General features: G+C 30.1%; 14 protein-coding genes. 5 read left to right on the plus strand and 9 right to left on the minus strand.

What is annotated here, in order from left to right:
• Nucleotides 1-957 (minus strand): IS91 family transposase (locus SPD90_RS14885; protein WP_320925760.1); only part of this gene is annotated, 957 nt, incomplete at its 3' end.
• Between the two features lie 570 nt (nt 958-1,527).
• Between SPD90_RS14885 and SPD90_RS14890 the strand changes: the two genes are divergently transcribed.
• The 4 genes from SPD90_RS14890 (at nt 1,528) to SPD90_RS14905 (ending at nt 3,852) form a co-directional block, all read left to right on the plus strand.
• Nucleotides 1,528-2,070: an Ig-like domain-containing protein gene (locus SPD90_RS14890; RefSeq protein ID WP_320925761.1), complete on the plus strand. Its 543-nt coding sequence runs from the start codon at nt 1,528-1,530 to the stop codon at nt 2,068-2,070.
• Nucleotides 2,071-2,395: 325 nt separating this feature from the next.
• Complete coding sequence (locus tag SPD90_RS14895) at nt 2,396-2,686, plus strand: hypothetical protein (protein ID WP_320925762.1); 291 nt, start codon at nt 2,396-2,398, stop codon at nt 2,684-2,686.
• Between the two features lie 115 nt (nt 2,687-2,801).
• Nucleotides 2,802-3,197, plus strand: a complete 396-nt coding sequence (locus SPD90_RS14900) for a hypothetical protein (protein WP_320925763.1) — start codon at nt 2,802-2,804, stop codon at nt 3,195-3,197.
• A 100-nt stretch (nt 3,198-3,297) separates the two neighbouring features.
• Nucleotides 3,298-3,852, plus strand: a complete 555-nt coding sequence (locus SPD90_RS14905) for a hypothetical protein (protein WP_320925764.1) — start codon at nt 3,298-3,300, stop codon at nt 3,850-3,852.
• Here the strand turns inward: SPD90_RS14905 and SPD90_RS14910 are convergent.
• The 5 genes from SPD90_RS14910 to SPD90_RS14930 form a co-directional block, all read right to left on the minus strand.
• On the minus strand, nt 3,849-4,769 hold the full coding sequence (locus tag SPD90_RS14910; protein ID WP_320925765.1) for a SufB/SufD family protein: 921 nt from the start codon (nt 4,767-4,769) through the stop codon (nt 3,849-3,851). The genes SPD90_RS14905 and SPD90_RS14910 overlap by 4 nt on opposite strands.
• Nucleotides 4,759-5,505 (minus strand): ABC transporter ATP-binding protein, encoded by a 747-nt coding sequence (locus SPD90_RS14915; protein ID WP_320624205.1) that lies wholly within the window; start codon nt 5,503-5,505, stop codon nt 4,759-4,761. The genes SPD90_RS14910 and SPD90_RS14915 overlap by 11 nt, the downstream gene beginning before the upstream one ends.
• Nucleotides 5,506-5,650: 145 nt before the next feature.
• Nucleotides 5,651-6,994, minus strand: coding sequence for a TldD/PmbA family protein (locus SPD90_RS14920; protein WP_320624206.1), 1,344 nt, complete (start codon nt 6,992-6,994; stop codon nt 5,651-5,653).
• A 5-nt stretch (nt 6,995-6,999) separates the two neighbouring features.
• Nucleotides 7,000-8,388: a TldD/PmbA family protein gene (locus tag SPD90_RS14925; protein ID WP_320925766.1), complete on the minus strand. Its 1,389-nt coding sequence runs from the start codon at nt 8,386-8,388 to the stop codon at nt 7,000-7,002.
• 11 nt (nt 8,389-8,399) lie between these two features.
• Entirely contained in the window at nt 8,400-8,837 is a 438-nt protein-coding gene (locus SPD90_RS14930; RefSeq protein WP_320624208.1) for an RrF2 family transcriptional regulator, read from the minus strand.
• A gap of 171 nt (nt 8,838-9,008) precedes the next feature.
• On the opposite strand from SPD90_RS14930, the gene SPD90_RS14935 reads away from it, so the two are divergent.
• Entirely contained in the window at nt 9,009-9,284 is a 276-nt protein-coding gene (locus SPD90_RS14935; RefSeq protein WP_290685976.1) for a metal-sensing transcriptional repressor, read from the plus strand.
• Between the two features lie 85 nt (nt 9,285-9,369).
• On the opposite strand, the gene ymfI is transcribed toward SPD90_RS14935, so the two are convergent.
• The 3 genes from ymfI to SPD90_RS14950 all read right to left on the minus strand — a co-directional run bounded on the left by ymfI (nt 9,370) and on the right by SPD90_RS14950 (nt 11,642).
• Nucleotides 9,370-10,110, minus strand: a complete 741-nt coding sequence (gene ymfI / locus SPD90_RS14940; protein WP_320925767.1) for an elongation factor P 5-aminopentanone reductase — start codon at nt 10,108-10,110, stop codon at nt 9,370-9,372.
• Between the two features lies 1 nt (nt 10,111).
• Nucleotides 10,112-10,843: a hypothetical protein gene (locus SPD90_RS14945; protein ID WP_320625170.1), complete on the minus strand. Its 732-nt coding sequence runs from the start codon at nt 10,841-10,843 to the stop codon at nt 10,112-10,114.
• A gap of 82 nt (nt 10,844-10,925) precedes the next feature.
• The gene (locus tag SPD90_RS14950; RefSeq protein ID WP_331680202.1) at nt 10,926-11,642 is read right to left on the minus strand and encodes an amino acid ABC transporter ATP-binding protein; all 717 of its coding nucleotides are present in this window, start codon (nt 11,640-11,642) and stop codon (nt 10,926-10,928) included.
• Nucleotides 11,643-11,681 lie beyond the last annotated feature (39 nt).

Raw genomic sequence — 11,681 nt, forward strand, 5'->3', positions numbered from 1 at the left:
AAAACTTTTATTCCTGTTTTTTACAGTATTAATGATTTCATTTATATCTCTTTGTTTTATGAAATTATATAATTTTATTATTTCTATACTTAATTTATGTTTCTTTCTCGAATACAGACCATATCTCCTTACAACTCTAAACCCCTTCGGGTGTATATGATTCACTAATTTCCCTATAAAATCTATTGCCGTCATTGTAACTTCTATTTTCTTTTTAGGCTTTTTATTTTCGTACCAAAATGTTACATATTTACCATCATATTTTGTTATTCTATATTCAGCGATAGCTGGTCTAGCCAAGTATCTTCCTATATATTTAGCTGCTTGTTTTATATCAACTAAATCTCTTTCTGCATTTACATAAAATCCATTTTCATGGCTTTTATATAATTTATTTATTAATTTTTTTGTTTGGTTATCCTTAAAATTATTCTTTATTATATCTAGAACCAATTTCTCCCATGACTTTTTCAAATAATTATACGGAATATAATCTATTTTTTTAAACCATTTACACTCCTTATCAATTCCACCTTCGGTAAATAAAGCATGTATGTGTGGATTCCATTTTAAATCTGATCCAAATGTATGAACTACAGTTATGACTCCAGGTTGATAATTACCTTTAACTCTATTTTTGTAAAAATATGATATTACTCCATAAACTGCATCTTGTAATTCTTTTAATAGCTCACGCTTTTTATAGAAATAATTTCTTAACTCTTCTGGTATTGTAAATACAGCATGTCTATGTTTTACTTTCAACATATTATTTGCCTGTTTTTCTGCCCAATTAATTGAATACATTCTTCCACATTTAGTACAAAACTTACTTTTACATGAAAATCCATGAATGTATTCTTCATTACAAATTAAACATTTATATTTTACATATCCGTATTCTATTTTGCCACAAGTTAATGCTTTCTCTACAACTCCAATTATATGCTCACGCATTTCTTTATTTATTTCTTAATCTTGTTAATTTAGAGATTTTAAATTCTTCAAAATGATCCTCTAAAATTGTATTTATTATTTTTCTTTTTTCATATCTTCTACAATTGTTCATATTACTATTGTACACAGATTATCCACAATTTCAAATTGTTATAAATTCCTTGTAAATAAAAAAATGGCATCAAAGATGCCACCCCCTATAAATTATTGAATATTATTATTTATTGTGCTTATAATACATAAAAATGTCGATATAAATACAATATATAATTATTTAAATGTCTTAGAAAGTTCCTTTTATAGTCCAAAAAGTTTTTAGATATGATATTGATGGAAAAAACATATTAAAGGCTAATGAAAATGCTATTGATGGAGAGTTTGACTTTTGCAAAAAATTAAAGACAATTATCCTAAGTATGTGGTTTCTATGGAGGATTTTTTTGAAGATAATATAGATGGTGTGAAGCATGTTAATTTAGTTTATTTTTTGTTAATGGAGAAATTTTAATTTGTTTTATTTAATTACTTGTAAAATTGTGTTAAAATATATTTTAAATCGAGGTGTTAAATTTGAAAAAATTAATAAAAAAAAGTATCTCTATTTTTTTAGCATTAACAATAGTTTTTTCTTTATTTAGTTTCTATGAAACAAACGAAGCATTTGCTGCAACTACAAAATTAAATGAAACTAGACTTTATTTAGCAAAAGGGGAAACATATAAATTAAAAGTTTATAATACTAGTAAAAAAGTTACTTGGTTATCTAGCAAAAAATCTGTTGCAACTGTTTCTAGTAAAGGTTTAGTTAAAGCGAAATCAAATGGGAAAGCTACTATAACTGCTAAAGTTGGATCTAAAAAATATACTTGTAAAGTTACTGTTAAAAAACCATATAGCAGAAAATATGTAGAAAATTATTACTATCGAAAAGGTAGTTATAAAAGTGTAAAGGTTGCTGGTAAGAGCGAAGATAAAAAATATAATGGAGAAACATGTTATTTTGTTGGATTAGATTATAAGGTTTCAAAAGGATGTATTCCAAAAGCAAATCAAGTGTATGTAGGATCTCAAACATTAAAGATGTATAAATTTTTAGATGTTAATAAGTTTTAATATAAATTAAAAAATACTCTGTACAGAAAATACTAAAAAATAGTTATCTGTATAGAGTATTTTTATGTAAAATAACATTTTATAAATAAAAGTTATATTAATAAGCCTATTAAAATAATTAAGAGTAAATTTACTAGTTATATATATAAAATTTTATTATATATTGACAAATATACCTTGAATAAAGCAAGATATTTATATCCTAATAAATAAAGGATAATTAATGAATTCTAATAAATAAGGGGAAAACAATATGCCAATAAATCATAACACTATAATTACTGCAATCACTAACAGTTTTCAAACAACTTATCAAGGAGTTAGAATGTCAGGTGTAGTATGGAATGAATGTATGAAGGCAGTGAGTAATGTTAGCTTGATGAATTATATTATTAGTCAAAATAACGTAGGTATTCCACCGGTTAAGACTTTTCTAGATTCAAGCTCAGCTTTACACGGAGGTTTTTTGAATTATGAAAAACAATGTTTAGGGAAGTTTTGGGGATTTGTATTTCAGTTTGTATTTAAGGTTGCTAAGAAAGGAAGAGCTAAGATTAATACGAAGGGAGTAGAATCAGCCACATATTATGAACCATACAATGATGTGGTTGTTTAGTAGCTTGTATAGTCAATAGGTAATAGAAATAAAATATTATCTATTGATAAATATACCTTAATTATTATACTTATAAATACAAGGATAATAATTAAGGTATAAAGGAGAAATTTAAATGAAAAATATAACTTGCAAAGATATAGTAATTAAAATAAATGACGATTTTGGAAATAAATATAAACCTTTTTCAAAGTTTAAAGATTCAGGACAAATATGGGATGAATGTATAAAAGCAGTTAATGATCCTAAATTAATGAACCATATTATTTTCTGTAATGATGTATTAAAAATTCCACCAGTAAAGGTATTTTTAGCAGCAAATGAAACTTTAACAGGAGGATTTTCAGTTTATGATAAAAAATGTATAGGTGCATTTTGGGGATTTGTATTTAAATTTGTGTTTATGTATCAATCACAAAAGGACAGCAATCCAATTAATTTAAAAGGGATAAAAACAGCAACATATTTTTATGATATAGATGTAGAGGATGGAATAGAAGTTATTGATTAACTTGTTTAACTATACATACCATAGATGTTGCAAATTATAGTATATCCTGATGTCCATATAATATTTTAATATGATTTTATATGAAAGGAAGGTTGATAGTATGAAATTGAAGGAGTCTTTCCGTTATATGAACTTTTTAGATGGTTTGATGGAAGAAGGTATAGACCTTTTACGTACTGATTCTTTTATTACTAAGATGAAGGAAACTCATTTAAAAAGTAAGGCTAACCCAGAAGCAGAAGATGAGGTTATTGAGGTTTCTAACTCTACTACTGTTATAGACGAATATGGTTTTCAACCTAGTCCTGATTTAGTAGATATTTCTGAGTTAGTAGAGCTTGATTTTGATACTAACAGGGTCATTTGTTTTATGCAAGAAGTTTTAGAAGAGAAGGATAGCCTTTCAAAAGCTATCAGCAAGTCGAAAAGCGATGCTTCGATTGATATTGATGCTGCAACATCTAGTAACAAGGATCGCCAAGCTTTTATCCGAAGATTACGTTATATATCTGACATGAAGTCATATGAGAAGGTTTCAGAAGGTTCAGGTTACAAGTTGAACAACGAAGGGAACCAAGTATCTTATGTGTATGACATTAAATCAGAACCGTCCGTAAAACGGGCGGTTCTGATTTACATAGATTTAATTTTTTAGCTTAAAAATGCATCGACTATAACAGCTTCTGCTTCTTCTTCATCAAGTCCAAATGTTTCAAGCTTTAATAATTGCTCGTTGTTTATTCTACCTATAGCAGCTTCGTGAACAATTTGTGCATCTGTATGGTTTGCTTGTATTTCTGGTATAGAAGCTACCTTAGCATGATCCATTATTATAGAGTCACATTGTATATGAGCTCTACATTTTTCGTTACCTACTGCTATTGGATGGAAGGCTTGAACAGATTCGTTTTTGGCTACTGAACGAGAAACTATTTGAAGTGTAGAGCCTTTTCCATTTAAGTTTGCTACTACATTAGATTTTGCAACTTGTTTGTCGTGAGTCATTAATTTTTCTGTTATTACAAGCTTAGCATCTTTACCTAAGTTAGCTTCAGTTTCTCTGACTGTAGAAGTAACTCCTTCTATTTGAGTCATTTCCATTTCACAATATGATCCTTCTTCCATATTTACTATAGTTGTAGGATTTAATATTCTGTCTCCAGTTCCTTCGCCTTCACCGTAGTGTTTTTCAACGTATTTTACTTTAGCATTTTTGCCTATATAGAAAGTATGGATACCGTCGTGTTCTGAAGTAGAGCTTCCACAGTTGTGAATACCACAGCCTGCTACTATATCTACATCAGCACCTTCTCCTATATAAAAGTCGTTGTATACTAAATCGTTTACACCTGTTTCAGTGATTACGACAGGTATATGAACCTTTTCGCCTTTTGTATTAGGTTTTACTATTATGTCTATTCCTGGTTTGTCTTCTTTTGATTTTATTTCTACGTTTTCTGTAGAATGTCTAATAACACCTACGCCGTCTTTTCTAAGGTTGAAAGCACCAGCAGGCTCTCCTGTAATATCGGCTATTGTTTTTAATAAATTTTCTAACATACTATCTTTCATTTGTTAAAGCAACCTCCTTTATAGGACAGGCACAGCTAGCACCATTTTGAATTAGTGGCATTATGTCCATTCTAGTTCCCTTATTTTGAACTTTACCGTTTGCAATTATCATAAGTTCATCAGCTAAGTCTATTATTCTCTCTTGGTGTGATATAATAACTACTGTTTGGTCTTTGTTTTCTTTGAATTTTTGGAAGCTGTCAACAAGCATTGAAAAACTCCATAAATCTATCCCTGCTTCTGGTTCATCGTATATAGCAAGCTTTGGATTTCTAGCCATTAATGATGCTATTTCGATTCTCTTTAATTCTCCACCAGATAAAGATGCGTCTACATCTCTTTTTAAGTATTCTTTAGAGCAAAGACCTACATTTGTAAGGTATTTGCAGCATACATCGTCTGATAATTTTTCTCCAGAGGCTAAGTTAAGAAGCTTTTGAACAGTAACGCCTTTGAATCTTGGTGGTTGTTGGAATGCATATCCCACGCCAAGTCTTGCACGTTCTGTTATACTTAGATTAGTGATGTCAACTCCGTCAAATAATATTTGGCCTGATGTTGGTTTTTCTATACCCATTATTATTTTGGCTAATGTAGACTTACCACCACCATTAGGACCTGTAATAATTAATATTTTCCCTTGTTCAACTTTAAAGCTTACATCATCTAAAATAGTAATTTCACCTTTACCATCTAAATTATCAACTTTAAATGTAATATTTTTTAATTCAAGCATAATAAATCCCTTTCTATCTCTATATTTATGTCTTATATTTTGTCTACATATCTAATATTATACAAAAAACAATAATTTTTCCATATATTTTGCAATTTTTTTGTCAAATGCCAAAAATACATTTGCAATATGTAGTAAAATAATTTTATTTTCCTGCTATAGATAGGCCTTCTGCTATAATTGTAGGGCTTCCTACGCTGCTTAGAGGAAAGCTTAAGTCATCTCCAACTTCTTTTATTTGTTTTAATAGATTGAAGAAGTTTCCTGCTACAGTTATTTGATCTACTGGATATTCCTTCTTGCCGTCTTTTATATAAAATCCCTTAGCAGCTAGAGAAAAGTCTCCAGTTATCGCATTTGCTCCAGAGTGAAGCCCTGCAAATTCAGTTATAAGTAGACCTTCTCCTAGAGTTTCTAAAATCTCATCAAATGATAGGACTCCCTTTTCTATATAGAAATTGCTTGGAGATACAGATACAGTCGATGCATAAGAACTCTTAAATCCATTTCCAGTACTATTAGTATTCGCTTTTTTAGCGGTTTTTAAATTGTGAAGTAAAGTAGTAAGTTTACCTTTAGATACGATTTCTTTTCTAAATGTAGCGACACCCTCATCGTCAAAAGGAGCTGATGCAAGCCCGTTGTCTAAAAGAGGATTGTCTACAATAGTTACTTTTTCAGATGCTATCATAGTATTTTCTTTATCTTTTAATAGAGAAAGTCCTTTTTGAGTTGCGTCTGCACTGAACACTCCACAAAAAGCACTTAGTAATGATACCATGGCTTCGTTGTATATAGCTGTTTTGTAGTTATCTGTCTTTATGCTCTTTGAGTTTATCTTAGACAGAGCTTCATCTACACCCATTTTGGCTATTTCTTTAGGGTTTAATTCTTTTATGTCTGTAGCTATTTTGTAGCCTGTTCCATCTTGCTTTTGGCCGTCTATTTCTATTATAGGCACTATATAGGCGTAAAGTATGTTTTCTTTGTTTTTTAGATTTAGTCCCTTAGTATTTGATATTTCGACTTCTCCCTTAGAATATATTACTTTGCATCCTCCGGTATTTACTACATTTTCGTTGTAGCTTTTGCATTCATTTTCGATATCAAGGCCTAATTGTATTAAGTCCTTTGGGTCTAAATTATCTATTGCTTCGTTGTAGCATACTACATCTTGGTATTTTTTATCTCCTTCGTATATAAATTGCATATCTTCATTTTCTATCAATAAAGCTGCATTTTTTGCAGTATTTACAAGCATGTCTATTGAACCATTATCTAGTATTCTAGTATGAGAATACCCTATTTTGCCGTTTATTATACCTCTAAATGATAGTCCAAAGCTTTTATTTAAGTTGTAGCTTTCGACCTCTTGTTTATAAATCGATATATTTAAAGATTCTGAATTTGTAACGTATATTTCACTGTGTTCAAATCCAGCATCAGAAGCTTTTTTAAATAGTATTTCTTTAAATTCGTTTAAGTTCATAATCATTACTCCCTTCCACCGACAGTTATGCTTTTGACTCTGATCATAGGCTGTCCTACATTTACAGGGATACTGCCTGATTTAGAACCGCACATACCTTCTGCTTGAGCTACATTGTCAGATACCATATCTATATCCATTAAAACCTCGCTGCCTTTACCTATTAGTGAAGCGCCTCTTACTGGTTCTACGATTTCTCCGTTTTTAACTAGGTATCCTTCACTTACAGCAAAGTTAAATTCTCCTGTAACTGGGTTTACAGAACCCCCGCCCATTTTCTTAGCGTATAGTCCGTAGTCTATAGATTTGATTATATCCTCTATCTTATCTGTACCGGGAGCTATATATGTATTGGTCATTCTAGAAGTAGGCTCGAATTTATAGCTTTGACGTCTAGAGCTTCCTGTAACTTCACAGTTCATTCTTCTAGCGTTTAGTTTATCCACCATATATGATTTTAATACGCCATTTTCTATAAGTATGTTTTTTTGAGTAGGAGTTCCCTCATCGTCTATATTTGATGAACCCCAGTGGTTTTTCATAGTTCCGTCGTCTATTGCTGTTATTTTTGTAGAAGCTATCTGTTTGCCTAATTTGTCTGCAAACACAGAATTACCCTTTGCTACTGATGTAGCCTCTAGTGAATGACCGCAAGCCTCGTGGAATATTACTCCACCAAACCCATTGTCTATAGCTACAGGCATTTTTCCAGCTGGACAGTTTTTTGCATTTAACATTATATGAGCAGTTTTAGCAGCTTCTCTTGCATAATATTCAGGATCTACTTCATCCTTAAATATATCAAATCCCATAAGTCTTCCAGGGTTTTGAGTTCCAGTTTGGTTTTCTGTCTCATTAGATGCTATGGCATTTATCATAAGTCTAGTTCTTATTCTAGTATCTTCAGTGTACAATCCCTCTGTATTAGCTATTAATACGTTTTGTTCTTTATCTAAATATCCAATGCTTACCTTAGATATATCTGTGTGAAAATCCTTTGCGCTTTTATACGCTCTTTTCATAACCTTGATTTTATCCTGGCAGTCGACACTATTAGGATGGATTTTTATAGGATGTAAGTTTTTAAGCTGTCTTTGATTATTAAGTATTATAGACTTTTCTCCTTCGATTTTTCCTAGAGCAAGTGCTGCTTTGTAGGCTGTATCTAAAAGTGAAGATAAACTATTGTCGTTTGTATAAGCATAGACGCTTTTTAAGGCTTTAAAAATTCTTATACCTATTCCGTAATCTCTACCTCCTAATATATTTTCTACTTTATCATCTAATACAGAAATATTATTTGTTATACTGTCTTCTTCAAATATCTCTGCAAAATCTGCTCCTGTAATTAAACATTTTTCTAAAACCTGTGTAGCTATTTCTTTTGAAATCACAGTAACACCTCCTAATTCGATATTTTATCTTTTTGACTGTGTTTTGTTAGTAAAGTTTCAATTGAAACTTTAGATAAAGTCTCCTTCATAAATTGAATGATTTGTTCAAAATCTGTAGTTAGTAATTCTGACAAATCAGCTACAATCGGATTTGTAATTTGTAAGTTATCATCGCTAAATATATCCTTTATATCTATTTCATCTGTAATTTTGTAGATATCCCATAAAGTTATATCTTTTGCACTCTTTTTTAATTTTATACCTGAAGTAGGTGAAGGTTTTATAAGAAAATTATTCTTATACAAGATATTTAGTATATTTTTTATAACTACTGGATTACATTTGATCTCCTTTGATATGTACTCACATGTCAAATTTTTTTCATCGCTATTAGCTGCAATAAATAAAATAGTATGTACTGCTAATTGAAAACGTCTACTAACTTTCATTTTTATCACCTCATGGTAATTTTAGCATAATTAATCTCGTTATTCAAATTACAAAAGCTTATTGAGTTTTTTAAGAATTATTATATTATTTTAGAATTGCTATTTTATTGATTTTATAATAATTTAGTATTATTATAGAATAATAGTTTAATAATAAGAGGAGGAATTAAAATGCGACAATGTATGGATATACCAAATATTCAGCTTAGAATAAAAAAAATCCAAGGTCAGCTAAATGCAATATCTAAAATGGTAGAAGAAGATATTCCTTGTGAAGATATTTTAATTCAGATAAATGCAGCTAAAAATGCTCTACATAAAGTCGGAAAGGTAGTACTAGAGGGTCATTTACACCACTGTGTCAAAGACGGTATAGAACATGGGGACGCAGAAAAGACAATTGAAGATTTTTCAAAGGCAATCGATTATTTTACTCGTATGGGATAATTATATATTAAAAAAACTATAAATTTTAGATTTTTTATCAATCCGAAATTTATAGTTTTTATTTTTCTATTCCTTTTTGTTATATTTATATTACAAATCCACCATTAGAGCTTATCACTTGTCCTGTTATAAAATCTCCGCCTTCACCAGCTAGAAATAGAGCACATCTAGCTATATCTTCAGGCTGTCCTATTTTCATTAGAGGAGTTTCCTCCTTTAGCATGCTCATAGTTTCCTCACCTAGGCCTTTTACCATATCTGTATTTATTACACCAGGTGCGATGGCGTTTACATTTATATTAGAAGGACCTAATTCCTTCGCTAAAGCCTTCGTAAGACCGATTATAGCAGCCTTTGATGCAGAGTAATCAACCTCAATAGCAGCTCCTACAAGCCCCCACATAGAAGATATATTTATTATTTTGCCGCTGCAATTTGGAAGCATATATTGTAGAGCTTTTTTTGTGACATAAAATACTGAATTTAAATTTACAGACATTGTCTCATTCCATTGCTCGTATGTCATATCTGTAAACATACAAGGCTTACTTATACCAGCGTTATTTACTAGTACATCTATATTTTCAAATTGACCTATAGTGTAGTTTACAAGTGCATTTGCTTCTTCAGGATTAGAGACATCTGCTTTAAATATTCTGACATCTAAGCCTTCATTTGTCAGCTCGTTGTAAAGCTCCTTTGCCTTTTCTTCAGATTTATTGTAATTTATTACGACGTTATAATTATTTCTAGCAAATAAAATCGCAATTGCCCTGCCTATACCTCTAGATGATCCTGTTATTAAAGCTGTTTTTTTATTGTTCATATTATACCTCTTTATATTTTTTAATTCTTTGTTCTACCTTCTTTTTATTAAATCTGCACTCATTTTTACAACCAGCACAGCTTAAATTCATATTTGAAATACCTGAAAATCTCTCTGGATACTTTCTATATTGATATTCCCATTGTATTAAGCTAAATAATCCTAGAGCTATTAATGAGTATGTCCAAAAATTAGGCATCAATATAAAAGGAGTAAGGTACATTATATGATCCCAATTGTAAATTCTACATACATTACAGCATTTATTTTTCATAAATAGAGCTTGAAATGGACACCATATATTTACACATACCATATCAGCCCAAAAATAAAATAAAAATAGCATTATCAAATACGAAGAATCTAATTTTAATTTTAAAAATACATACAATATTATTATATTTGCCCCTATCCAAAATAGAGCTATGTTAAGTGCATTTTTATTAGCTTCTACTACTTCAGACTTTAATTTATTTTCATTGTAATTATTTTTTTCTCTATAATGCTTTAAAAATAATTTTCCATTATAAGTATTTTTACTTTTAGCTGGAATAACTACTTTTAAAAGATCATTTACTAAATAAATCCAACATATATGGTAGAATTTTATATTAAATATCAATTTGTAATTTAATATTTTATTTATATTGTTTGGATTATCGATAAATATTATTATAGCTGAAAAAAATAAAATAGTTCTAAGAACAAAATTAATTCTAGACCTTCTATCCAAAATTCTTCACCCCCATGATATTATATTAAAACAAAAAAATAAAGGGTTCAATCTCCCCCCCTTATTTTTTACAAAAATTTTACTATACACTTTGGTGGTATTTTCCTAAGAACTCTCTAGTACGCTCGTTCTTAGAGTTGAATAATTCCTCTGGAGTACAATTTTCTACAATTACACCCTTATCCATAAATATCATTCTATCTGATATATCTCTAGCAAATGACATTTCATGAGTTACTATTACCATAGTCATATTCATTTCAGCAAGTGAACGGATAACCTTTAAAACTTCTCCAGTAAGCTCTGGATCTAGTGCTGATGTAGGTTCGTCGAAGAAAAGTATTACAGGCTTTAATGCAAGAGCTCTAGCTATTGCGACTCTTTGCTTTTGTCCTCCTGATAATTGGTGAGGATATGCATCCTTTCTATCTTCAAGACCTAGCTTTTTAAGTAATTCCATAGCTTCTTTTTCTGCCACATCCTTAGGTACTTTCTTTACTCTAATTGGAGCTTGAGTTATATTTTTTAACACATTAAAATGTGGAAATAGGTTAAAGTTTTGGAAAACCAATCCAGTCTTTAATCTTATTCTATCTAATACATCGTTATTTGCGTATTTAACAGCACCATTTTCACTTGACACCATGACTTCTCCATCGACACTGATCTTACCTGCATCGACAGTTTCTAGTCTATTTATACATCTAAGCAATGTAGATTTACCTGAACCTGAAGATCCTATTATAGAAACTATCTCCCCATGATTTACATCTAGTGAAATATCTTTTAGAACTTGCAAATCACCACAGCTTTTTTGTAAATGTAATATTTATATAGT

This window comes from Intestinibacter sp., from assembly GCF_034113885.1.
In the GTDB taxonomy this organism is placed as follows: domain Bacteria; phylum Bacillota; class Clostridia; order Peptostreptococcales; family Peptostreptococcaceae; genus Intestinibacter.